At 61.0% G+C, this 23,802-nt stretch carries 23 protein-coding genes and 2 pseudogenes; all 25 read right to left on the reverse strand.

Features of this window, described 5'->3' with window-relative positions; genetic code table 11:
• Positions 1-2: 2 nt before the first annotated feature.
• Entirely contained in the window at positions 3-989 is a 987-nt protein-coding gene (trbG, locus tag PLD_RS25415; RefSeq protein ID WP_159897457.1) for a P-type conjugative transfer protein TrbG, read from the reverse strand.
• The gene (gene trbF / locus PLD_RS25420) at positions 986-1,693 is read right to left on the reverse strand and encodes a conjugal transfer protein TrbF (RefSeq protein WP_159897458.1); all 708 of its coding nucleotides are present in this window, start codon (positions 1,691-1,693) and stop codon (positions 986-988) included. The genes trbG and trbF overlap by 4 nt, the downstream gene beginning before the upstream one ends.
• Positions 1,694-1,705: 12 nt before the next feature.
• Positions 1,706-2,866, reverse strand: coding sequence for a P-type conjugative transfer protein TrbL (gene trbL / locus PLD_RS25425; RefSeq protein ID WP_159897459.1), 1,161 nt, complete (start codon positions 2,864-2,866; stop codon positions 1,706-1,708).
• Complete coding sequence (locus PLD_RS25430) at positions 2,863-3,048, reverse strand: hypothetical protein (RefSeq protein WP_159897460.1); 186 nt, start codon at positions 3,046-3,048, stop codon at positions 2,863-2,865. The genes trbL and PLD_RS25430 overlap by 4 nt, the downstream gene beginning before the upstream one ends.
• Before the next feature lie 12 nt (positions 3,049-3,060).
• Positions 3,061-3,795 carry a P-type conjugative transfer protein TrbJ gene (gene trbJ, locus PLD_RS25435; RefSeq protein ID WP_159897461.1) on the reverse strand — a complete coding sequence of 245 codons (735 nt, stop codon included), beginning with the start codon at positions 3,793-3,795 and terminating at the stop codon, positions 3,061-3,063.
• Positions 3,792-6,221: a conjugal transfer protein TrbE gene (trbE, locus tag PLD_RS25440; protein ID WP_159897462.1), complete on the reverse strand. Its 2,430-nt coding sequence runs from the start codon at positions 6,219-6,221 to the stop codon at positions 3,792-3,794. The genes trbJ and trbE overlap by 4 nt, the downstream gene beginning before the upstream one ends.
• A gap of 10 nt (positions 6,222-6,231) precedes the next feature.
• Positions 6,232-6,504, reverse strand: a complete 273-nt coding sequence (locus tag PLD_RS25445) for a VirB3 family type IV secretion system protein (protein ID WP_159897463.1) — start codon at positions 6,502-6,504, stop codon at positions 6,232-6,234.
• On the reverse strand, positions 6,501-6,842 hold the full coding sequence (locus PLD_RS25450) for a TrbC/VirB2 family protein (protein WP_159897464.1): 342 nt from the start codon (positions 6,840-6,842) through the stop codon (positions 6,501-6,503). The genes PLD_RS25445 and PLD_RS25450 overlap by 4 nt, the downstream gene beginning before the upstream one ends.
• Positions 6,814-7,782, reverse strand: a complete 969-nt coding sequence (gene trbB, locus PLD_RS25455; RefSeq protein ID WP_159898204.1) for a P-type conjugative transfer ATPase TrbB — start codon at positions 7,780-7,782, stop codon at positions 6,814-6,816. The genes PLD_RS25450 and trbB overlap by 29 nt, the downstream gene beginning before the upstream one ends.
• A gap of 59 nt (positions 7,783-7,841) precedes the next feature.
• Positions 7,842-8,276: a CopG family transcriptional regulator gene (locus PLD_RS25460; RefSeq protein ID WP_159897465.1), complete on the reverse strand. Its 435-nt coding sequence runs from the start codon at positions 8,274-8,276 to the stop codon at positions 7,842-7,844.
• Positions 8,273-10,264 carry a conjugal transfer protein TraG gene (locus PLD_RS25465; protein ID WP_159897466.1) on the reverse strand — a complete coding sequence of 664 codons (1,992 nt, stop codon included), beginning with the start codon at positions 10,262-10,264 and terminating at the stop codon, positions 8,273-8,275. Before PLD_RS25465 ends, PLD_RS25460 begins: the two co-directional genes overlap by 4 nt.
• A 583-nt stretch (positions 10,265-10,847) precedes the next feature.
• Positions 10,848-11,033: pseudogene (locus PLD_RS25470) on the reverse strand (DUF4113 domain-containing protein); the annotation flags it as partial.
• Positions 11,034-11,195: 162 nt separating this feature from the next.
• Positions 11,196-12,179 carry an MDR family oxidoreductase gene (locus PLD_RS25475; protein WP_159898205.1) on the reverse strand — a complete coding sequence of 328 codons (984 nt, stop codon included), beginning with the start codon at positions 12,177-12,179 and terminating at the stop codon, positions 11,196-11,198.
• A gap of 46 nt (positions 12,180-12,225) precedes the next feature.
• The gene (locus PLD_RS25480; RefSeq protein WP_178116212.1) at positions 12,226-12,858 is read right to left on the reverse strand and encodes a TetR/AcrR family transcriptional regulator; all 633 of its coding nucleotides are present in this window, start codon (positions 12,856-12,858) and stop codon (positions 12,226-12,228) included.
• 193 nt (positions 12,859-13,051) lie between these two features.
• Positions 13,052-13,897: pseudogene (locus tag PLD_RS25485) on the reverse strand (aldehyde dehydrogenase family protein); the annotation flags it as partial.
• Positions 13,898-14,448: 551 nt separating this feature from the next.
• Positions 14,449-15,366 (reverse strand): biotin-dependent carboxyltransferase family protein, encoded by a 918-nt coding sequence (locus PLD_RS25490; protein ID WP_159897468.1) that lies wholly within the window; start codon positions 15,364-15,366, stop codon positions 14,449-14,451.
• Complete coding sequence (locus PLD_RS25495; protein WP_159897469.1) at positions 15,363-16,073, reverse strand: allophanate hydrolase subunit 1; 711 nt, start codon at positions 16,071-16,073, stop codon at positions 15,363-15,365. Before PLD_RS25495 ends, PLD_RS25490 begins: the two co-directional genes overlap by 4 nt.
• The gene (locus PLD_RS25500) at positions 16,070-16,825 is read right to left on the reverse strand and encodes a 5-oxoprolinase subunit PxpA (protein WP_159897470.1); all 756 of its coding nucleotides are present in this window, start codon (positions 16,823-16,825) and stop codon (positions 16,070-16,072) included. The genes PLD_RS25495 and PLD_RS25500 overlap by 4 nt, the downstream gene beginning before the upstream one ends.
• An 85-nt stretch (positions 16,826-16,910) precedes the next feature.
• A complete protein-coding gene (locus PLD_RS25505; protein WP_159897471.1) occupies positions 16,911-17,762 on the reverse strand; it encodes a DUF1989 domain-containing protein in 852 nt (283 codons plus the stop codon).
• A 15-nt stretch (positions 17,763-17,777) separates the two neighbouring features.
• The gene (locus PLD_RS25510) at positions 17,778-18,443 is read right to left on the reverse strand and encodes a GntR family transcriptional regulator (RefSeq protein WP_159897472.1); all 666 of its coding nucleotides are present in this window, start codon (positions 18,441-18,443) and stop codon (positions 17,778-17,780) included.
• Between the two features lie 17 nt (positions 18,444-18,460).
• Entirely contained in the window at positions 18,461-19,969 is a 1,509-nt protein-coding gene (locus PLD_RS30965; protein WP_159897473.1) for an amino acid ABC transporter permease/ATP-binding protein, read from the reverse strand.
• 84 nt (positions 19,970-20,053) lie between these two features.
• Positions 20,054-20,908, reverse strand: coding sequence for an ABC transporter substrate-binding protein (locus tag PLD_RS25520; protein WP_159897474.1), 855 nt, complete (start codon positions 20,906-20,908; stop codon positions 20,054-20,056).
• A 676-nt stretch (positions 20,909-21,584) separates the two neighbouring features.
• A complete protein-coding gene (locus PLD_RS25525; RefSeq protein ID WP_159897475.1) occupies positions 21,585-21,935 on the reverse strand; it encodes a hypothetical protein in 351 nt (116 codons plus the stop codon).
• A gap of 62 nt (positions 21,936-21,997) precedes the next feature.
• Positions 21,998-22,810, reverse strand: coding sequence for a glutathione S-transferase family protein (locus PLD_RS25530; protein WP_159897476.1), 813 nt, complete (start codon positions 22,808-22,810; stop codon positions 21,998-22,000).
• Between the two features lie 66 nt (positions 22,811-22,876).
• Positions 22,877-23,701, reverse strand: a complete 825-nt coding sequence (locus PLD_RS25535) for a siderophore-interacting protein (protein ID WP_159897477.1) — start codon at positions 23,699-23,701, stop codon at positions 22,877-22,879.
• Positions 23,702-23,802: the final 101 nt, after the last annotated feature.

The raw sequence follows: 23,802 nt of genomic DNA on the forward strand, positions 1-23,802 counted from the left end.
GCTCAGCGCCTCCATGCCACGCCATCGGTGCGCTCGATCCGCACCACGTCACCCTTGTCGGCGCCCAGACGCAGCTCGGCCGCACCGAACATGCGGTCGACGATGTAGTAAGGCGAGCGGAAGCGATAGTTGACCAGCTGTCCATCACCTTCGGGGCCAATTACGAACAGCGGTGGCAGCTCGCCTTGGGCGATACCGGCGGGGAATTGGATATACACCTTTCGGCCGTCGTCGAAGGCACGCAGTGGCTTCCAGGGTGGATTGCTGCCGCTGATTGCATAACGAAAGCGCAGCTGCTCCAGCGCCAGGCCGGCATCCACCGGCGCCGCAGCCTGGGCTTCACTAGCGCGGCGTTGCAGGGCGAGCATGCGATCCTTCGGATAGTCCCAGGACACCGACGCCATCCAGGCCTGCTCGGTTGAACTCAGCTCGATCAGATAGGTGCGGCGCGTGGTGGTGATCATCAGGTTGGTCTTGAGGTCGACGCGTGTCGGCTTGATTAGCACGCTGGTGCGTAGTTCGTCGCCGCTTCCGCTGGTGGTGTCGCCTACGATCCAGCGCACGGTGTCGCCGGCGGCCACGGTGACCAGCTCTTCGCCAGGCTGCAGGTTGATCGCCGTCACCCGACCCGGGCTGGCATACACCTGATACAGCGCACCATCAGCGTAGGGCCACACCTGGATGGCGTTGATATAGCCCTCGCGGCTCGGTGCCACTCGAGCGTCGCGATTGGCACGCGAGACCCGCACGCGCTCATCGGCCGGCTCCTTGGCCGATTTGCTGGGTTGAGTTTCCGGCAGCGGCTTGAGCTGGGCGGGCAGGGCCAGGGGCTTGGGTACTTCCACTACCTCGATGGGCTTGGGCGGCTCCGGCAGGCGCTGCGCTTCTACCGGTTCATCCAGCTCGATCACTGGCGGTTCTTGGCTGGCGCAGCCGGCCAGCACGCTCAGCAGCAGAGGGCAGATTGAGAGGTTAAGGGAGGTTTTCATGGTTTCTTGGCTCCTTCCGAAGTGTCCAGCTCACGGCTCCAGGACAGGCCGTTGACGTAGATGCCGAGCGGGTTGCGGCGAAGTTTTTCCTCGGTGCTTGGCGGTTGCACTACCAGCGAGATCACCGCGGTCCAGCGCTCCAGGCCGGCGGCTGAACCATTCACGAAGTGACGTTCGATCCAGCGGACCTGGAACGAGCTGTCGCTGGTACGCACCACGCTAATGACTTCCACCGATACCGACTCCTTACCGACCCGGGTGAAGGGATCGTTGGCGCGGGCATAATCATTGAGGGTTGCCGCACCGCGGTCGGTGGTGGAGTGATAGGCCTCCAGCCAGTTCTGCCGCACTACCACCGGATCGATTGATAGCGATCGCACCTGCTCGATAAAGCGCGCCAGGTGATGGGCGATTTGTGCATCCTGGGGCTGGTAGGGACTGGCCGCTTCGCCGACGGCGCGCACTTGGCCGAGGTTGTCGACCTCCACCACGTAGGGCGTCACCGTCGACTGCGCCGAACGCCAGACCAGCCCGCCAGCCATCAGCAGCGCCAGGCTCAGGCAACCGAAGGCCATCAGTCGCCAGTTGCGTGCCTGCGCCAGGCTGCTGCCCATGCGCAGGTCCCAGGCCTGTGCCGCGGCCTGGTAAGGGGTGACAGGTTGATGAGTGTCGCTGTAGCGCACCCGTGGACGTCTGAATCGCATCCTCGTCCTCCTTTACGAATTCGATGGGTCGCGGATCTGCGGCCCAGGTGATGAACCACCGCCATCGCCACCACGCAGGGTGTGGGCGACCGTGGTGGTGGCCTGCGAGAGTTGTTGCTTGCGCTGCAGGCGCCTGGCCCAGTCGGGTTGTTTGGCAGGGGCGGTTGCAGGATCGGAAACTGCTGGGGCGCCATTTGCTGCAGCGCTGGAAGAAGCCCCTGCCAGAGAGCGAGCGCCGCCCATTGCCAAGCGTGCTGCACCGGGTGCCATACGTGCGCCGGCCAGTACCGCGCCACCCACCCCTGTTGCTACTGCAGCAGCACCAGCAGCCATGCCCGCCGCACCGAGTGCAGTACCGGCTGCTGCACCAGCACCCAGTTGCGGTGCGCCGGAGACTAGGCCGGTGGCAATGCCCGGCCCGAAGATGCCCAGGCCCAGCAGGGCCAGCGAGGCGAGCATGACCACCAGCGCATGGTCGATGGAGGGCTCGTCCGGCATAGCCTGGAACTCGGTGAACAGCCCGCTGCCAATGCCGACGATCACGGCCATCACCAGCACCTTGATGCCGGACGCGACCACGTTGCCCAGCACCTTCTCGGCGAGAAAGGCGGTCTTGTTCCACAGTGCAAAGGGCACCAGCACGAAGCCGGCGAGGGTGGTCAGCTTGAACTCGACCAAGGTCACGAACAGCTGAATGGCCAGGAAGAAGAAACTGACGATCACCACCAGCCAGGCCAGAAACAACACCAGGATGCTGTGCAGGTTGCTGAAGACTTCGGGAAAACCGCTGAGGCTGCTGATTTGCTCAAGCAGCGGCCCTCCGGCATCAACCCCAATCGCGGCCAATCGTCCTGGCTGCAGAAACTCCGCATGACTCAACCCGGAACCTGAGGCCAGCAGACCCAACCCGGCGAAGGAGTTGAAGACGATCTTCGCCAGGGCGTTGAAGTTGCCGATGATGAAGGCGAAGGCACCGACATAGAGGATCTTGCGGATCAGCTTGGCGCTGACGTCCTCGCCACCCATGGCCCAGAACAGCCCGGCCAGGGTCATATCGATCACCACCAGGGTCATGGTGAGAAAGGCCACTTCGCCGCCGAGCAGGCCAAAGCCGGTGTCGATATACAGCCCGAACACCTCGAGGAAACGATCGATCACGCTGACGTCGTTCATTGCACGTCCTCGTCGAAGCTTGGCGGGATCGCGGGCAAGTCTGTAGGCCGGAGAAACTCGCCGGGCCGAGCACAGCCCGAGTAGAAGCGCTCAGCCGCATTGTTTTGCCGAGCCATGACCCCGTTTTCGCCCTGTCCGCAGGCGACCAGCACCAGCAGCGGCAGCAATGTCAGGTATCTCATGGAGTCGCCTCCCTACCGATAGAACTGCACGGGGTAGGGGGTATAGGGCGTGCCGCTGCCCATAAAGCGCCGCCGCCGTTCGCGTGCCTCCTCGGCTGCTGCAGACTGACGGGCAAGCTCCAAGGCGACGGCGCGGTTCTGGGTGATCTGCAGTTGCTGCGCCTGGATCGACTGCTTGGCCTGTAGGGCCAGCAACTGGTTGGTGGCCTGGGCCGCCTGCAAGGCGCCACCCGCGGACTGGCTCTGCTGCACCAGAGCGGCCAAGGCGCTTTCATCCTCGGCCAGGCTCTGTTTCACCTGAGCCTGTACGCGCAGCGCCGTATGCAGCCCGTCGAGGCCCTGCTGCCAGCGCTCCCGCGCTTCTTCTGCTAGGCGCTGGCTACTGACGTCGCCGGTGTACTCGTTCGGGTAGAGACGGCTGAATTCCTGATCCAAGCGCTGCACCTCGTAGGCCAGCCCTCGCGCCTCGGCGAGCAATCGCTCGGTGTTGGCCAAGCTCGCGCGCAACTGGCTGACCACGTTGTAGTCCAGGCGCTGCAGGTGACGGGCCTGGTTCAGCAGAATCTGGGTTTCGTTCTGCAACTGGCGAACCTGGTTGTTTGCCATCTCCAGGGTGCGCACCGCAGTCAGCGTGTTCTGCACTAGGTTGGTCGGATCGATTACGGTGAAGGCGTTGGCCGGCTTCAATGCCAGCAGGCCAAATACCAGCAGCGTGGCGCAGGGGAAATGGTGGACAGGGGATCTCATGGCAGGCACTCCTTGCGTGACGAGGGATAAGCGGTGAGCAGGTCGGCGGCCCAGTCCAGGCCGCGGTGACGCAACCAGACAGGGGCGAAACCGGCTGCGCCGGACGACTGTTGGATTCGGTCGATCTCGCGCTGCTCGGCTGGGCTGGCCGAGGCGGCGAAGGCCAGCGCCACCGGCCCCAGGTCGAGGTCGAACAGGCGGTTGCCCAGGCGCGACTGGTAGTAGTAATCACGCTTGGGCGTGGCCTGGGCGATGATCTCGATTTGCCGGTCGTTGAGGCCGAAGCCTTGGTAGATGTCGCGGATCTGCGGTTCGCCCGCCTGCGGGTTGGGCAGGAAAATGCGGCTGGCGCAGCTCTCGATGATTGCCGCAGCGATGCTGGAATCCCTGATGTCGGCCAGCGACTGGGTGGCGAAGATGACGCTGACGTTCTTCTTGCGCAGGGTCTTGAGCCACTGGCGAATGCGTGCAGCGAACAGCGGATCGTCGAGAAACAGCCAGGCCTCGTCGAGGATCAGCAGGGTCGGCGCGCCGTCAAAGCGCTCCTCGAAACGGGCGAACAGGTAGCTCAGCACGGCGGCCACCGCCGCCTTGCTGTGCATCAGTTCCTCCATCTCGAAGCACTGCACGTCGGCGCTGCCCAGCCGATCCTGATCGGCATCCAGCAATGCGCCATGGGCACCGCCCAGTACGTAGGGGTGCAGCGCCTGGCGCAGGGCGTTGTCTTGCAGCAGCACGGACAAACCGGTCAGTGTGCGCTGCGCCTCCGGCGCGCCGGCCAGGCTGACGAGCGCCGTCCACAGCGCAGCCTTCTGCTCGGGGCCGACGGCCACGCCTTCCTGCAGCAGGCGAGCCTCCAGCCATTCCGCCGCCCAGGCGCGGTAGCCGGGCTGGTCGATGCGCGCGAGGGGCTGGAAGGCCAGGTCGCCGTCGCCGCCCAGGTCGTAATGCTCGCCACCCAGACCCAGCACAGTAGCGCGCAGCGAGCGGCCCATGTCGAAGAGAAACAGGCGCGAACCCGGGTAGCGTCGAAACTGCAGAGCCAGGGTCGCCAGCAACACCGATTTGCCCATGCCCGTTGGGCCAGCCACCAGCGTGTGTCCGACGTCGCCGACGTGGGTAACCAGGCGAAACGGCGTCGCGCCATCGGTGCGGGTGATCACCAGCGGCGGGCCATCAAGATGTCCGTTGCGCGCCGGGCCAGCCCAGACTGCCGAGACCGGCATCAGGTGCGCCAGGTTGAGCGTGGAGATCGGCGGCCGGCGGACATTGGCGTAGGCGTTGCCGGGGATCGAAGAGAGCCAGGCCTCTACCGCGTTGAGGCCCTCGGCAATGGTGACGAAGCCGCGACCCTGGATCACTCGCCCGACCCGGCGCAGCTTTTCGTCGGCGATCTGGGCGTCGGCATCGCTCACCGTCACGGTGGCCGTCACATAACCGAAGGCGGCCTGGTCGGCGCCGAGTTCCTGCAGCGCTGCATCAGCGTCGCTGGCCTTGTTCATCGCGTCACTGTCGAGCAGCGGGCTTTCCTGCTGGAAGATTGCTTCACGCAGGAGCGCCAGGACGCCCTTGCGCTTGGCGAACCACTGCCGGCGTAGGCGCACCAGTTCCTTCTCGGCCTCGTCCTTGTCCATGCAGATGAAACGGGTCGACCAGCGATAGGCGAAGCCCAGTCGGTTGAGGTCGTCCAGCACGCCTGGCCAGGTCGATGTCGGGAAGCCGCGTACCGACAGCACCCGGAGATGCTGCTCGCCGAGTCGCGGCGCCAGGCCCGTGGTTAGGGGGCTGTCGGCCAGCAGGGCATCGAGGTGGAAGGGGACCTCGGGTACAGCTACCCGCTGGCGATTGGTCGAAATCGTGGCATGCAGGTAAGTCAGCGTCTGGCTGTCGTCGAGCCAGGCGAGTTCCGGCATCACCCCGTCCAGCAAGTCGAATAAACGATCCGTCTCAGCGACAAAGGCGGTCAGCCGTTCGCGCCAGTCGACGCCGCGCTGCGGCCGATGCTCGTAGAGCAGACCGGCGGCGCGCGAACGCGATTCCTCCGGCGGCAGGTAGAGCAGCGTCAGGTGATAACTGCTCTCGAAGTGGCTTCCGTGCGCCTCGAAGGCAGCACGGCGCTCCTCGTCCACCAGCCAGGACAGCGGCTCGGGAAAGTCGCTGTCAGGGTAGTTGGCTGCCGTTAGGCGCTCGGCCTCGATAAACAGCGCCCAGCCCGAGCCAAGGCGACGCAGGGCATTGTTCAGGCGCGCCGAGGTGGCCACCAGCTCGCCTTGGGTGGCGCTGTCCAGGTCTGGCCCGCGAAAGCGCAGGCTGCGTTGGAATGAACCGTCCTTGTTCAACACGACGCCGGGGGCGACGAGGCCGGCCCAGGGCAGCCAGTCGGCGAGTTGGGCGGGGCGGCGCTGGTATTCGGTGAGGTTCAGCATAGCGGCCTCCTCACACATCCAGCAGCGACGGCTGCTTGATGTGCCGGGAAAACACCTGCAGAAACTGCGGGTCCAGACGGGCACCCCACACCGCCAGCGAGTGACCTACCAACCAGAGCGCCAAGCCAGGCAGCCACAGCTGTAGGCCCAGACCGACCACCGCCGCCAGAGTACCGTTGAGGATCGCCACGTTGCGCGGCGCGCCACCGAGCAGAATCGGCTCGGCCAGCGAGCGGTGCAGTGGCACCTCGAAACCGGGGATGAGTTCGCGCTCGCCGTTCATGCGATCACCGCCCCGCCGGCAAAGCTGAAGAAGCTGAGGAAGAACGACGACGCGGCGAAGGCAATCGACAGGCCGAAGACGATCTGGATCAGCTTGCGAAAGCCGCCGCTGGTGTCGCCGAAAGCCAGTGTCAGGCCAGTGGTAATGATGATGATCACCGCGATGATCCGCGCCACCGGACCCTGTACCGAGTCAAGGATCGATTGCAGCGGTCCTTCCCAGGGCATGCCGGAACCAGCGGCGAGCACAGGCAGGGATGCGCCCAGGTAGAGGGCACCGAGCATCAAGGCGCCGATGAGGCGACGACGATTAGCAACACTGGGATGGCGGGCAGTCATGGCTGTTTTCCTGAGGTAGCGAAGGAATGAATGCGGGGGCGATGGAGGAAAGTTGATAGCCGCGCTCGTCATAGCCAGTGACGCGGACGATCTGCTGTACATAGCGCGTGCGGCCACGGCCGGCGAGGAAGACCACCAGGTTGACCGTCCCGGCGATCAGAGCCCGCGGCGCGGTCAGGGCGACTTCCAGAATCAGTTGCTCCAGGCGCAGTAGCGCGCCCTGTGCAGAGCCAGCGTGAATGGTGGCGATACCGCCGGGATGGCCGGTTCCCCAAGCCTTGATCAGATCCAGCGCCTCACCGCCGCGAACCTCGCCGACCACCACGCGATCGGGGCGCAGACGCAGCGTGCTGCGCACCAGATCAGCCATGGAGACCACGCCGGGCTTGGTGCGCAGAGCGACGTGATCGACGGCCGGACACTGCAGTTCGACCGTGTCCTCCAGCACCAGCACGCGGTCACCACTGCCGGCCACCTCGGCCAGCAGAGCGTTGGCCAGAGTGGTCTTGCCGCTGCTGGTGCCGCCTGCCACCAGGATGTTCTGCCTCTCACGTACGGCCACACGTAGGTACTCGGCCTGCGTGGTGCTGAGGATGCCGTCGGCCACATACTGGTGTAGCGGGATGACACCGGCTGCGCGTTTGCGTAGAGCGAAGGTCGGCCCGGCTACTACGGGCGGCAGTACACCTTCGAAGCGCTCACCAGTCTCTGGCAGTTCGGCGCTCAGCAGCGGCTTGTTGCGATGTACCTCCTGGCCGACATGCGTTGCTACCAGACGGATGATCCGTTCACCATCGGCAGCCGCTAGCGTGCCCAGATGGGCGCGGCCAGCGGACAGGCGATCCAGCCAGAGCACACCGTCGGGGTTGAGCATCACCTCGACGACGTCCGGATCATCCAGGGCGGCAGCGATCAGTGGGCCCATCGCCGTGCGCAACATGCGCGTGCGCCGATCCAGGGACGTTGCCGCAGCGCTCAGAATTGGGGAGGAGGCGACAGTCATGGACGATCTCCCGAGACCTGAGCCTCTGCCTGAACCTCTTCGTGCACGTCTCTGACCAGGCTGCGTCCGCGCTGCAGGTGGCGCCCCAGTTGCTCGACGAACTGGCTGAAGCGCAGCTTGCCCTGCGCGCGTGCTGCTTCTTGGTGAGCCTCGGGTACAGGCGTGCTGACCGTGAGGTAGTAGCGCACGTAGAGCGCCACAGTCTCGATCAGAATGTTCTGGTCGCGCTCCAGCCGCTCGAGCTGACGCGATAGCCGGTCCAGGCGCTTGGCCATGGCCACCTCGCGCTGCTCGCCAGACTCGGGTGACAGCCAGGAGGCCAGCGCCGCAGCGATGATCGAGGACTTCGACACGCCCTTGGTGATCGCCAGTTCGTTCAGGCGCTTGGCATGCTCGGGTTGGATAAACAGGTTGAGACGGGCTCGGCTCATAGGACTATTCCATCGTCAGGGTCGAGGGCGGCCAGCCGCGCCACGCGCTGCAGGCGTGGATCCGGCTGGGTGGGGAAGGGAGTGGGAATGTCGTCCTCGTCGAGCAGGAGCAGGTCGCTAGCTAGCTCGTCGTGATCCGGCAACTGGGCGAGCTCCTCTAGTTCGGGCTGACGGCGTGGGCCGCCGTCCTCGACGCTTTCTACATTGGCCAAGTGAGCCGGCGCAGCGTCGGGGGCCGAAGGCACGGCCAGGTCGCTCCAATCGTCTGCGCGTGGCGACGGTGCGTCGGCATAGCGGCCCGGCTGCAAGCGCGGGGCGGGCAGCACCCGGCTCTGGAAGTTGGCGTCGGTGAAGTAGCGCAGCTTCTTCGCACGAATCGGCGCCAGGCCTGAGAGCATCACCACGGCCTCGTCGCTGGGCAGTTGCATCACCTCTCCCGGGGTCAGCAGCGGGCGTGCGGTTTCCTGGCGCGAGACCATCAGGTGGCCGAGCCAGGGCGCCAGGCGGTGGCCGGCATAGTTGCGCTGCGCGCGCAGCTCGGTGGCGGTGCCCAGGGTCTCGGAGATGCGCTTGGCGGTGCGTTCGTCGTTGGTGGCGAAGGTCACCCGCACATGGCAGTTGTCGAGGATCGAGTGGTTCTGGCCGTACGCCTTGTCGATCTGGTTGAGCGACTGCGAGATCAGGAAGGCGCGCAGCCCATAGCCGGCCATGAAGGCCAGGGCCGTCTCGAAGAAATCCAGTCGCCCCAGTGCCGGAAACTCATCGAGCATCAGGAGCAGCTTGTGCCGGCGCTCGATGCCGTCGGAGCCGTCGAGCGACTCGGTCAGGCGCCGACCGACCTGGTTTAGGATCAGGCGGATCAGCGGCTTGGTGCGGCTGATATCCGAGGGCGGCACCACCAGGTACAGCGACACCGGATACTTGGCCGAAATCAGGTCGGCGATGCGCCAGTCGCAGCGCGAGGTGACCTCGGCCACCGTCGGGTCGCGGTACAGGCCGAGGAAGGACATGGCCGTGGACAGCACGCCCGAGCGCTCGTTGTCGCTCTTGTTGAGCACCTCCCGCGCCGCCGAGGCCACCACCGGATGCGGCGCATCGCCCAGGTGCAGCGTGGTCATCATCCGGTGCAGGGTCAGCTCGAAGGTGCAGGCCGGATTGGAGAGGAAGTTGGCAACGCCGCGCAGGGTCTTGTCCTGGCCGGCGTAGAGCACGTGCAGGATGGCCCCGACCAGCAGCGCGTGGCTGGTCTTCTCCCAGTGGTTGCGCCGCTCCAGCGCGCCCTCCGGATCGACCAGGATATCGGCGATGTTCTGTACGTCGCGCACCTCATGGGCGCCGCGCCGCACTTCCAGCAGGGGGTTGTAGGCGGCCGAGGCCAGGTCGGTGGGGTTGAATAACAGGCAGTGGGAGAAGCGCGAACGCCATCCTGCCGTCAGGCTCCAGTTCTCGCCCTTGATGTCGTGGATGACCGCCGAGAAAGGCCAGGAGAGCAGGGTAGGTACCACCAGGCCGACGCCCTTACCTGAGCGAGTCGGCGCGAAGGTCAGCACATGCTCAGGGCCTTCGTGGCGCAGGTACTGGTCGGCGAACTGGCCGAGGAACACACCTGTCGGTTGGGTCAGACCTGCCTTGCTAACCTCATCCGCATCGGCCCAGCGCGCCGAACCGTAGGTGGTGACGCGGCGTGCCTGGCGTGCCCGCCAGATAGCCATAGCGATGGCCACCACCAATGCCAGCAGACTGCTGCATGCAGCGATGCTGCCGCCGACGTTGAAAGTGTCCGGCGCATAGGCATCGAAGACGAACCACCACTCGAATAGACGCCAGGGGTGATACACCGGCGTGCCCAGCAATTCGAACCAGGGCGCCCCCAGGCGGGCCTGGTAGTCGAGCGCGGCAGCCGTCCACTGCGTGGCACTCCATACCCCGGAGAGGGTAATGGCCAACACTGCCAGCACCTGGCCGTACAGCACCGTTGTTGCATGCATCCCTGAACCCAATCCCAGACAAAAACACCGGCACGCGGATGTGCCGCGGGCGAGAGGTTCGGTACTGGGAGAGGAGGGGTCAAAGACCGTTTCGGCGGGGACTAAGAAGGATGGGGCAACACAGCAGACTGTGACGGTTGGCGGATAAGCCCAGCAGGGTATGGTGTAGATAAGCGTTTGGTGATGTCCGGTAACAACTGGTCGGATGAAAAAGGAACCGGCCATAAACGATAGTTATTGGCCATGATTCGAAGTGACCTAACTCCTTTTTCGGGGCATGGTTCACTTGGCGATTTTTTCTCAATGTTCATCTACCCTGTTCGTATAAATCTGCCAGCAGTAGGGCTTTGAATGCGAGAGACCCCCAGCCAGCCGCAAACTCAGGCAGCCCTATTGGAGCAGGCCGAACGCCTCAAAAGTATCATCGATGTAAAGGAAAGATGTCAACCCATGGACATCGGTTTGAATGCATATTTGTCAGGGTTTAGATCAGGTGTCCGATGTCCATAGACCACACGAATTTTTCACCGAAATGGATCACGTGGTGTCCATGGCAAATACGCGAATTTTGTGGCGAGGAAAGCTAGCGTGACCAAGATGAGCCCGATCCAACAGTCCAAAGCTCATCCAACCTGGTTGTATAACTAGGGCTCTTAAGCTCTCTCCTCATACCCCATTCAGGTGATACAGGGACGCTGGCAGCCCGCAATGTACCTCGCCCCCACTTGGCATTTATCTCATCCAAAACATTCATCACTCGCCCGCTTGATATACCGTATCTGTAAAGCATGAGCACTGTGCTGGAGGCGCTGACTGGACATCCTTACCCTGTACCAGATGTGAATGACGGGCAGCAATCGACCCGAAGCAGCCTGTTGCAGCCCCTTAAACACCAGAGTCCACTTCAGCCTGCAGGTTGGTGTTCTGCTGTTTACCTATTCACATCCACCACTACACGACCCCGGATCTTACCGTCGAGCAATTCATGGGCAACCGGTATGGACTCGCTCAGGCCGATCTCCCGGGTAATTTCATCCAGTTGTGCCAGATCCAGCCCGATGCAAAGGCGCTCCCAGGCTTCCACACGCTCTTTGTAAGGGCGAGTCACGCTGTTGATACCTAGCAGGCTTACGCCGCGCAGAATAAAAGGCGCTACCGTTGACGGAAAATCCATGCCTTGAGCAAGGCCGCATGCTGCAACCAGACCGTCTGCGCGAGTGCCCGCACACACGTTGGCGAGGGTATAGCTACCGACTGAGTCTATCGCCGCAGCCCAGCGCTCCTTTGCCAGTGCACGCCCCGGACTGGACAGCTCGGCACGATCAATGATGGTCGTTGCACCCAGGCGTTTCAGGTAATCGGCTTCCTCAGGTCGGCCAGTGGCAGCGATCACGGAATAACCTTTACGTGCCAACAACGCGATGGCGAAGCTGCCTACCCCACCATTGGCACCCGTTACCAAAACTTCACCGCACGCTGGAGTCAGGCCGTGGCGCTCCAACGCGATCAGGCAGAGCATTGCGGTATAACCTGCGGTTCCGATCGCCATGGCCTGACGCGCACTTAATGGTTCAGGCAAGGGGATCAGCCAGTCGCCATTGAGCCGGGCCTTCTGTGCCAACCCGCCCCAATGCCCCTCGCCCACGCCCCATCCATTGAGCAGAACCCGATCACCCGCTTTGTATGCAGAGTGATTGCTGGTTTCAACGGTTCCGGCCAGATCAATACCGGGAATCATTGGAAATTTACGAACTACCGGGCTACTGCCACTAATAGCCAGTCCATCTTTGTAGTTCAGAGTGCTGTAGGCCACACGAACGGTGACATCCCCATCTGGAAGTTGCGCATCATCCAGTTCTGTCAATTTTGCTTGGTAAACATCTGCGTCTTTATCAACAAGAATTGCCTTAAACATTGCCAGCTCCAATTTAGACCGATCGTCTATTAAATGGCGAAGAAAATCACCGCGTAATACCTGTGAGAAATCCATTAGTGAATACATCCAGTGGCCGCAAATCCTGTACCAGCCTGGCGCGTAAAACCGCACCTTCCCAGCCGATCCAAAAAAAGGCCGCCAGGGCTTCGCAGTCACTATCTGCGTCTATCTGCCCCTGATTGACCGCTTGGCGCAAACAGATAGTTAAACGCTTTTGCCAATCGAGCAGTACGTCCTCCAACTCATTGCGGAAGCTCTCGGGTAAGACAACGATTTCCTGACCAAGATTGCCGACTAGGCAGCCCCGACGGAACTGGTACTTGATCATTCCGGACTTGGCGTCCTCAACAAAGTTTCGCAGGCGCTGGAGGGGCAGCTCCGTAGTATCCAGCAACCAGCGATCCAGCTTGCGGGCAAAGTAATCGGCATAACGGCGCAAGACCGCCTGCCCGAAGGCTTCCTTACTGTCGAAGTAGTGATAGAAAGAGCCCTTGGGAACACTGACCCGCTTGAGGACCGCGTCGATGCCGGTTGCTGCAAAACCTTGCTCGGTCAGTACCTCCATCCCACAACGCAGTAGTGCCTCGCGTGTGTCAGCGTGCTCACGGGCAACGTTTGGCGGGCGGCCTCGACGGACCTGCGGCTTAGTAATAGTCATGGTCGATATATTAGACCGATCGTATTTAATGTCAACACACAACACTCATTGCCATTACCAACGCATACCTGTGCGGCTTGTATAGCGGGATAGCGCGTTGAAGACGCTGCATAACTAACCAATTTGCAATAAGGCTGCACCTCCATGCTCAGGAGGTGCAGCCGACTTCTAACAAAGCGTCAGCGGTGCGCCTTCACTTCATGGTCGGCATGGAGAACTCGGCGCCTTCACGCACACCGGCCGAAGGCCAGCGCTGGGTAACGGTTTTACGCTTGGTGTAAAAGCGCACGCCATCGGGACCGTAAGCATGCAAGTCACCGAACAACGAGCGTTTCCAGCCGCCGAAGCTGTGATAGGCCACCGGCACCGGTAACGGTACGTTAATACCGACCATGCCGACTTTGATGTTGTCCGAGAAGTAACGCGCTGCTTCGCCATCGCGGGTGAAGATGCAGGTGCCGTTGCCATACTCATGGGCATCGATCAGGTCCATGGCTTCCTGCATGCTGTTAACCCGCACTACTTGCAGTACCGGGCCAAAAATCTCCTCCTTGTAGCTGAGCATTTCCGCGTTGACGTTATCGATCAGCGTGCCGCCGACGAAGAAGCCGTTTTCATAACCGGCTACCTTGGGGTGGCGGCCGTCGACCACGATAGTGGCGCCCTGCTCTTCGGCACTGTTGATATAACCCACCACCTTTTGCTGGTGCGCTTTGGTGATCACGGGACCGAAGTCGTTGCTCTTTTCCGAGAAGGCGCCGACCTTCATCGACTGCATGGCTTTTTGCATTTTCTCCACCAGCGCATCGGCAGCGGCATCACCCACGACCACCGACAACGCCATGCAGCGCTCGCCGGAGGAACCAAACGCGGCACCGAGCAGCTGATTAACCACGTTATCCATATCGGCATCGGGCATCACGATGGCGTGGTTTTTGGCGCCGCCCAGTGCCTGGCAGCGCTTGGCGTTGGTGGCTTTGTAGATGTACTCGGTAATTGGCGTCGAGCCGACAAAGCTAACCGCCATTACGCGCTCATCTCAGGAGCAGGATTCAACGGCAGCATGACTCAAAGTGTCGAGTCCAAGTTCAGGCGAGCTCTCCTGGGTTAATGCCAGAATTCGCCTGGATCAGTAGACCATTACATGGTGGCCAAGAGCGAGAGTGATCTCGGTTGCGATAAACAGGGTATCCCGATTGCACTGCAAGTGAACGATCAGACGCCAGCTGTACTCCATGAAGATCCCATCCGGTCTTCCTAGGCGGATACAGAACCTGTCCGCCAACCCCTGAAGCGACGGCTGGCCCATGCCCCCTTAGAAGCATGGGCCAGTTTCCACCTCAAAGATGAGAAAAGGGACGGTAATATCTGTCCACAAACTCAGCGACAGTTCCCCCCTCTAGACACATGGAAGAAAGGGAAAACAAGCTAACACCGATTAAAACACAGCTACATCGCGGATAAAGCGCGTAATCCAGCCCTGCGTGAGTGGCCATATCGCTGAAGCTGGATGCCTCTAATGGGCTGTATAACCCATAAGGGACAGGCAGCTAACGCTCTATCACCCCCATTCTGGGGTATGTCGCCGCGCTAATTCCATAGGGCTAATACGCGCATATGCTGTTCTTGGGCGCACTCCTGAAGGATTGGCGATAAGCGCAGCCTGGTACCTGGCACACACTGCGCTAGGCGAGCCAGCGAACGTGGGGTCAGGGCGCCCAATCGGGGGTAGCCACCGATGGTTTGGCGGTCGTTGAGCAGAACGATCGGCTGGCCATCCGGCGGTATCTGGATAGCACCCAGGGGAATACCTTCGGAGATCAGTGCCTTTCCCTGGTAGCGCAGGGTCGGGCCAAGCAGGCGCACGCCCATGCGGTCGGCCCTTGAGTCAACTTGCCAGGGGCTGTTGAAGGCATCGAACAGGCTCTGTCCAGCGAAGTCGGCGATCTGTGCACCCAGCACGGTTTCCAGGGGTTTGGCCGGGCTCAGATCGGGGATCCTATTAGCTTCTAGCTCCCTTGGCGCCGGGGACGTGTTGGACCAGCGGAGTCGATCGCCTATCGCCAACGCCTGACCCGAGCCGTGAAGGCCGCCCAGGCCTTCACGGCAGACAGTGGACTTGCTGCCCATAGTTGGCGTCGCATCGAAACCACCTGGGGCCGCTAGGTAGGCCCGCGCGCCCTGGATCGGCTGTCTGAATACGAGGCGCTGATCACGGCGCACGAGAAAACTGCGCCAGGGCTGTATCGGCTGGCCGTCGAGGGTGGCGCCGAGGTCGGCGCCGGCAAGGGCCAGGCAGGCATCCTGCTGGGCAATCAGACTGAGACCGCCGAGGGTGATCTCGATCACCGCCGCTCCCAATGGATTGCCCAGCAGCCAGTTGGCCCAGAACATGGAAATCCAGTCGGTGGCGCCGCCCTGGGTCACGCCAAGCTGGCGAGTCCCGAAGCGGCCGCTGTCTTGCAGCTGGATCAGGGTGGTGCTGCGTTCTACCAACAGGCCACTCATGCATTCGCCTCCAGTGGTGTGTCGTCGCCGCCGAGACGGATAAATTCGTCATGGCTGACCGCTTCGAAACGCACCCGGTCGCCCGGTTGCAGAAGGCTGTAGCCGTTCAGGGCGCGGTCAAACAGCCGTACCGGCGTGCGCCCTATCAGGTTCCAGCCACCGGGCGAGACTTGGGGGTAAGCGGCGGTCTGACGTTCGGCAATGCCGACGCTGCCGGCTGCCACACGCTTGCGCGGGGTGCTCAGGCGCGGGCTGGCGAGTATTTCCTCTACCTGGCCCATAAAGGCGAAACCTGGTGCGAAGCCGAGTGCAAACACCTGATACTCGTGGGCACTGTGGCGCTCGATGACTTCGTTAATGGAACGCCCGCAGCGGGATGCCAGCAGCTTCAGTTCCGGGCCGACGCTGGGGTCGTACCATACCGCCAGGCGATGAGTGCGACCACTGCCGCTACCGCCGGCATCAGGCTGCAAATCGTCGAGAGCCTGAGCGATCAAAGCCCGCGCGTCGCTCGCGAGCAGTTGGCGTAGGTCGTAATGGACCATCAGCGTGGTGTAGGACGGCACTAGGTCAATCAGTCCCTGACCGAAGCATTCGCGCAGACGCCGGATCGCGGCGAGCATCCAGGGCATGTTGGTTTCGTCAATGACATCAAACAACCGCACCATCAGGCAGTCGACGGCGACGATTTCGATTCGGATCTTCATACCGTCTGCGGCTCCTTGAGGGCCTGGCGAATGCGCTTCACAGCGGCAATCGAGCCAGCGTTATCTCCATGTACGCAGAGGGTGTCGACCTGAAGCTGCAGAAGGCTGCCGTCACTGGTGACCAGGCTTTCGCCGCGAGCCAAGGCTAGAGCCTGGCCGACCACGGTTTCGCTGTCACGGTGCACCGCCCCAGGCAAGCTGCGTGAAACCAGGTGGCCAGTCGGATCATAGGCCCGGTCGGCGAAGGCTTCGAACCACAGCGGCACGTCAAACTCGTCGGCAAGGGCTAGGGCAGAAGCGTTATCTCGCGTAGCCATGAGCATTAGTCGCAACTCTCCCCCATAGGCGGCCACCGCCTTGACTACCGCTCGTAGTAACTTGGGGTCGCGCATCATGTCGTTGTAGAGCGCACCATGTGGCTTGACGTATTGCACTCGACCGCCTTGCGCGCGGCATATACCCTCCAGTGCGCCAATCTGATAGAGCAACAGATCTTCGATCTCTTGCGGCGAGCAGCTCATGGAGCGGCGACCGAAGCCGACCAGGTCCGGATAGGCCGGGTGAGCGCCGATGCGTACTTCGCTGGCCAGGGCCAGGGCCACGGTCTTACGCATAGTGGCCGGGTCGGAAGCATGGAAGCCGCAGGCGATATTGGCGCAATCGATATAGGGCATAACCTCAACGTCGCAGCCCATTGTCCAGGCCCCGAAGCTTTCCCCGATATCGCAGTTCAGTAGTAGTGGTGTGTTCATGGTCGGTGACTCCTGCTTAAGCTGTGTAGCCAGGCTGCGAAACACCCGGGACGGGAGAGCGCCCGGGTGTCGATTTACCCTGTCGTTACTTTTCCCACTCGGCTTTGGGTATAAGCAGGCCATGATTGCCGTTATAGGAGGCGCGCTCGGGCTGTTTCCAACCGTCCAACAGCGACTCGTCGAGGCGGTAGATTTCCACGCCCAGCGGCCGGCAGACTTTGAGCGGATCTTCTGCGTCCGGGCCCCACATCGGCAGGGACAGGTCACCGCCCGGGCAAGTAGAGAGGGCGCACAGTAGATCGATTTCAGCGAAGAACTCTAGGTAATCACCTTGTTTCGCCGGGCAGGCCTTCATGAAGTACATGTCATCGTGATTGAGGCCGGTGCACTGAAAAATATTCAGCACGTCGTGCACGTCGAACTCAGTCAGGCCGTGGGGCAGCACGGCGCGGGTCAGGTTTGAATGGCAATGATGGTGGAAGTCCTCGCCGGTGAGCATTTTGTTCACGTACGGGTCGCAGCGGGTGCCCAGCAAGTCGTGCAGACGGCCGCCGTGTTCGTCGATGCCGAAGTCGGCCAGGCTGTCATCAGTAATGGTAACCATCGGTCGTAGAAAGGGTAGGTTCGACCACAGCCGGTCGTAAGTGGAGACGTGAGCGCCCTGCAACTGGCGGGTACGGGCTGCCCACATGCGTTCGCGGGGGTCGTTGGCACTCCACACGTTGAAGTCGCCGACCTGGGGGCCGACAGGGGTGGTCACGCGGAAAACATGACCGGCCGGCACTTTCCACGCGCGGCCGGTGCGGATCGGCACCTCGAACTGCTCGACCAGGGTGCGACTTTCCTTGGATTCGCGCACGCGGTCATAGAAGGCTTTGTCGACCTGCAATGCGGCGCCTTTGCTGACTTGGTAGGCCGCTGGATAGTCTTTGTACATGGAGAGTTCTCTTTATCAGTGTTTAGGGACGCTGCTTAAAATGTCTAGCAGCACGATCTCGGATTCGTTGAGGTAGCTGCTCATGGCTTCCTCGGCTTCTTTCTTGCGGCCGTCGCCCAGCAGGTCGTGGATATGCCGGTCACGCTCGAGCCAGGGTTTCTGGAAGGTTTCCTCGCTCGGGGCGTTGGCAAACACCAGGCGCATTTGGGCCGTGACATTGGTGAAGAATTCGTCGAACAAAGGACTGCGTAGTAGGCCGACGATATGTTGGTGAAAACGCAGGCTGTGGGTGCCGAAGGCCTGCCAGTTCTCGCGCTCCCGGGCCAATTGCGCCGCCTCGATAGCCTCAAGCATCAGGTCTGACTGGTATTCGCGCAGCGGCTTGCTCGCTGCGATCGCCTGCAATTCGAGGGTGCGGCGGACCTTGAAGATATCGCGCACTTCGTCGATGCCCAGCTGGCGCACCATCACGCCTTTGTTACGCACGTAGCGAGTCAGGCCTTCGCGGCCTAGCTGGTGCAGCGCCTCGCGGACCGTATTACGCGAGGCGCTGTAGGCTTTGACCAGATCGCTTTCTACCAGTGGCATGCCCGGTAACAGGCGTCCGCCGATGATGTCTTTGCGCAGTTCGATGGCGACCTGGTCCGTCAGCGGCAGACTTTTTTCCTTGGTTTGACTCACTATTGCGCTCCCACGGCTTACGCCAGTTGTACGTCTTTGAGGAACTTGGTCATGCGCTCGCTGCGCTGCTCAAGCATTTCTTGCGGCGGGGCGTTCTGGATAATCTCGCCGTCTTCCATAAAGATCACTCGATCGGAGAGTTTGAAGGCGAAGTTCATTTCGTGGGTGACGATCACCATGGTCATGCCTTCGCGGGCCAGTTCTTCAATCACTGCCAGTACATCGCCGACCAGCTCAGGGTCGAGGGCTGAGGTCGGCTCGTCGAACAGCATGACCGAAGGTCGCATCGCCAGCGCCCGGGCAATCGCTACGCGCTGCTGCTGGCCGCCGGAAAGCTGGTGAGGGTATTTGCCGGCATGCTCGAGCATGCCCACCTTGCGCAGCAGTGCCAGGCTCAACAAGCGCAGTTCTTCGCCGTCACCATGGTCGTGATAGACCGGTGCGAGCATGACGTTTTCCAGGGTTGTCTTGTGCGGGAACAAGTTGAAGCTCTGGAAGACCATCCCGACATGCACGATACCCTGCATATGCACCTTGTTACCCAGGGCACCCCCCGGCTCCTTGGTGCCGCGCAGGAACGGTAAGCCTTGCAGGGTGATTTCGCCATGATCCAGGTTTTCCAGGCCATTCATGGTGCGGATCAGCGTGGTCTTGCCCGAGCCTGATGGGCCGATGATCGACACCACCTCGCCCCAGCGCACATTCAGATCGACGCCCTTGAGTACCTCCAGCGCGCCATAAGACTTGCGTACGCCCCGCGCCTGCAGGGCAAACTCGCCTGGCTTGGCCTGGTCGGCGACTCCCCCGGTCGCTACCTGCCCTAGTTCGGCAGTGGCGATGCTCTTCGGTTTACGTCGGGTTACGTCCAGGTGATTCTCCAGTAGGCGCAACAGACGACTGAAAACGGTGACGATAAACACGTAGTAGAAGGCCACCGCGAACATGGTCTCCATGACTAGGAAATTCTGGGTATAGAGCTGTTGGCCCACCAGGAGAATTTCCGACAACGAAATAACCGAGACCAGCGAGGTCAACTTGACAATGGTGATGTATTCATTGGCCAGGGTCGGCAAGGCTACGCGCAACGCTTGGGGTACCACGATCAGTCGCTGTACGCCGCGATAACCGACGCCCAGCGCCTTGCCCGCTTCCAGCTGCCCCTTGACCACCGCCAGCAGGCCGCCGCGATGGATTTCGGCGATATACGCGGCTTCACTGAGCACCAAGGCGATAAGACCTGCCGAGTAGGGATTGGAAAGTAGCGCGCTGGTGGAAGGAAACACCTGGGGCAGGTTGTAAACGAAGATCAGCAGAACCAGTAGCGGCAGGCTGCGAAAAAACCAGATGTAGAGACCTGCCGCGTCACGTAGAAAGCGCCGCTGCGACTGTCGCGCTAGGGCCAGGAAAAAGCCGAGAACGATCCCTAGCAGCCAGGTTTCCAGACTCAGCTCGACCACTGTCGCCACGGCTCGCCAGAAGTCGCCGTTCCAAAACAGGCTCAAGGTGTAGTGCCAATCGAATTGCATGTTCTTACTCCACGTTGCTGTGATCTTTGTGCAAGCAGGAAAAGATCGATGTATCCGCTATTGGGCACGCCCAATAGCGGTGTCTCATGGTGCGCTGGTGCCTAGCGCTGCTCGGATTTCTTTGGCGCTCGGTTCGGCCAGGTTGTAGCGGGCGAGCAGCTCGCCGTAGCTACCGCTCTGTTTGATCTGGGCGAAAGCAGTGGTCAGCTTCTCCAGTAGTGCCTGGTTGTTCTTTCTCACGGCTAGGCCAATGACCACTGGATAGATCAGTTCCTTGGAGCTGATGATGGTCCTGCCCTGCAGTTTTTCTACGGTGATCTTGGCTACCGCAGGGTCTTCCATCTGTACATCGATCGCATGGGCCAGCAGGGCCTGAGCCACTTCGGGCGAGGTCGGGAATTCACGGGACTGGATTGCCGGCTTGCCTGAGGGTAGGCAGTGCTCGGCGGAAACTTTGTTGAGCTTCGGAATCCAAGACGCGCCCATGATTGAGCCCACACGCTTGCCACAAAGATCCTCCGGTTGCTGTGGCTTGAAGTCGCTGGTGCTGAGCACCATCAGCGAGGAACCGGTCTTTAGGTAGCTGAGAAAATCCACCTGCTTGCTGCGCTCCGGGGTGACATACAGCGCCGAGGCGACTAGGTCGAAGCGCTGGGCATTGACGCCCAGTATCAGGTTGGCGAAACGGGTATCGAGGAAGCGCGGCTCCAACCCTAGTTGCTTGCCCATCAACGCCATAAACTCAGGGTCGAAGCCTGCTGGCTGCTTTTGCTCAAGATAGGTGTAGGGCGGGTAGGTGAGGTCGGAGCCTACCAGCAGTTCCCCCTGGTTCAGCGTGCCCTTGATCTCTGCGGCAGACAGTAGCGGCGCCACGCAAGCCAGGGCGATCGTCAGCGTCAGGTTACGCTTGGTTTTCTTGCCTATCAGACCTTTTTGCATGTTCGTATCCTAGTTTGATGGAAATTACGCAGCGACTAGATTGTTCAACAATAAAGTAATTAAACACAGGCTAATATCATGCCATGTCTTTAATTAAAGGCGTTATTGAGTGTTTTTACGTCTGCGGAACGTCTTTTATGTGTGCGCGGTAACACCAAGGTGGTGCGATTCGTTACCAAGCGCTACGTCGTGGGGCAGTGATATGGCTTGCTGCGCAGGGAGGGGGAGTGGTTGCTGAGGCGCAACGGCAATCGCTGATGAGCACACTGTACGAAGCAGCTCTCAAGCGCAGTGTGAACAATGCCAATGAACCACCGCTACTGATGCTGACCCCAGCCCCAAGAGGACACATTGCGGCTCTGTTTGGGCTGCGCGGCCAGACACTTCCTGAGTAGCTGGAATAGCCGACCGGGCTGAGACGAGTTCACTGGCTACAGGGCCAGAAGTTGTGGAATATCTCGCCTAACCTGTTCCTAGATCAGCCGACGCAGGTCTACTTCCCGCGGTAATCCTCCCACTTTTAGTACCGCTCAGAACTAGAGTTCAGGCCGTCGCGGTAGACCCTGACTGGCCAGCGAGGGGAGTGAAAATCCTAGCCTGTTGCCGATGGTAGTTTCTGCCTGCCTTGCTTGTAGCTAAGCCACGAATGGCCGAGCTACTTGCTGTAATGCAAGGGCTACTGGCCTTCCATTTGTTGTTCGGCCTTTTGGGCGAGTGCGTCAAGTGCTGCGGCCGTGTCGGCTGGTACGCTATTGCTCATAGCCACCGCATAAAGGCCAACCAGTGCGACCACCAGCATCGCCCCAGTGATAGCGGCGGCGCGTGCCTTGGCGTGTGCTCTCAAACTGCGGAAATTAAGCGTGATGTGCGCCAGTGCGGTTAGCACCAAAACCAGACCAAACACCTTGTGCACCGGGTGCATTTGCAGCGTGAACGAAGTGCGATTGATCACGAACATCAACAGGCCCGAGGTCGACATGGCGACAAATGAAACGAACATGAGGATGGCTACGATTTTTCGAAACATGGTAGTTCTGCCTGAATATGGGTTGAAAGCGCGTTGAGGCGAGTGAACAGGTGTCACGCTGCTCAGCTGGTAAAGTGACCCCGCCACCACGATGCTAATTTCATCACCGGAACCATCAACCACATGGGAATTTTGGGCAGCCAGTCCGTGATGGCGGTCTTGTAAGCGGGACGACGACTGAAACGCTCTGCCCAAGCAGGGATGCTGGGATACGGTGAGAAATCGAACCCTACCCGGGACAGCAATACGTGCTGTGGAACCCAGGCAATGTCTGCCAGACTCATTCGATCCCCGACAAGATATTCATGGTCTTTCAAACGGGCTTCCATACGGGCAAACACGGACTTGAGCAGGTCAACAGCTGCTTCGAGATCCTCTCTGGAAAAGCCGTCGAGGGCTTTCTGGTGGAACTTCACCAGCTCCTTGTCCGGCTCGATCTCGGCGTACCTCGCCATATCCGAGCGTTTTTTCGTGGCAGCGCCCATGGTCCCATATACGTAGGTCTTGATGGCCTTCATGTGTATTTTTGTAGCCAGATCCACCCAGTCGTTCATGGCCTCTTGCTCGGTCTGGCCTTCGGGCGTGAAGTAAGGCTGTGGAAATTTCTTCTCCAGATAGAACAGGATATCGTTCGACTCCGTCACAGGCACACCGTTGTCGACCAGTGCGGGCACCAGTCCTTTGGGATTGATTTTTAAATACCAATCCTCCAGGTTCTCCTGGCGCCCTAAATTCACTTCGTGAGAGGTCCAGCTCAGCCCCTTTTCATCCAGCAGCCATCGCACGCGCATTGAACAGTTCGATATGTTGGCGTGGTACAAGTGAAGCCCCTTCAGCTTGAGGACCTCGGACTCGTTGGTGTTCAGTATGGGCATGGTGATACTCCTGTTTGGCTGAGGCGCAGTGGCACGCGCGGAAATGGATTAGAATTCTTGCGGGCCTCATTCACCCATATCGTGATCAGGGTGGTCGCTCGCGCCAGCTTTCCAGTAACCGCGTGTCACCAGTAGTGTGCGCTCCAGGCTGCGTTCGTTCAGTAACACGCGCCTGATCTCACGCATGGCGGTCGCCTCGCAAGCGACCCAGCACATGGCTCCCTCGGGCAGACTCAGACTGCGTGCCGTCTGCAGCAGCAAGCTGCCGGGTGCGGCGCGCGAGGGCAACCGGTGCAACCAGCGCACGTCTGTCGAAGGCCGTTCGCTGAGGTTGATCTGATCGGCAGCGTCGGACACTTCGGCATACAGCGTCACCAAGCAATGCGCCGGCAAGTGGTCGAGGATGGTGCCCGCCGCCGGCAAGGCCGATTCATCAACTAGCAACAGCAAATGGCGAAGCTCCTGCGGAAATACCTGTCCACCCCCTGGCCCTGCGATCAGCAACGTACTGCCAATTCTTGCTTGCTCCGCCCATTGCGCTGCCACGCCCTCACCGTGGCGGACAAAGTCGATCACCAGTTCGCGGCGTACTGGGTCGAAGTGTCGGGGGGTATAAGTACGCGCTATTGGACGCGGCTGACCCGGCTGCGGCTGCCAGTCGAGCGGCAGATCACCGAAAAACAGTTTGATGTGGCTTCCCGGCTTGGCAGGGCCGAAGCCTTCGAGGCTGTCGCCGAAAAAAGTCACGCGGCGCATCCGCGGACCGAGGTCTTCAATAGCGCGCACGCTGACTGGGCGCAGTATCGGCTTGCGCCGAACAGGTGCCTCGCTGGTGCTTGCGGCGCCGAGCACTGTCGGGGCTGGCGCTGCCTTCTGCGGAGATATGCTCATGCTGGGTGCCCTATCTTGAATTAATGATCGGTGTTGCTGAGAAATAAGATTGTTGCAGGGCACGCCATGTTTTATTAGTTGCTACAATTGAGTTTCTTTAA

It is taken from the genome of Pseudomonas sp. LD120 (assembly GCF_009861525.1).
In the GTDB taxonomy this organism is placed as follows: Bacteria; Pseudomonadota; Gammaproteobacteria; order Pseudomonadales; family Pseudomonadaceae; genus Aquipseudomonas.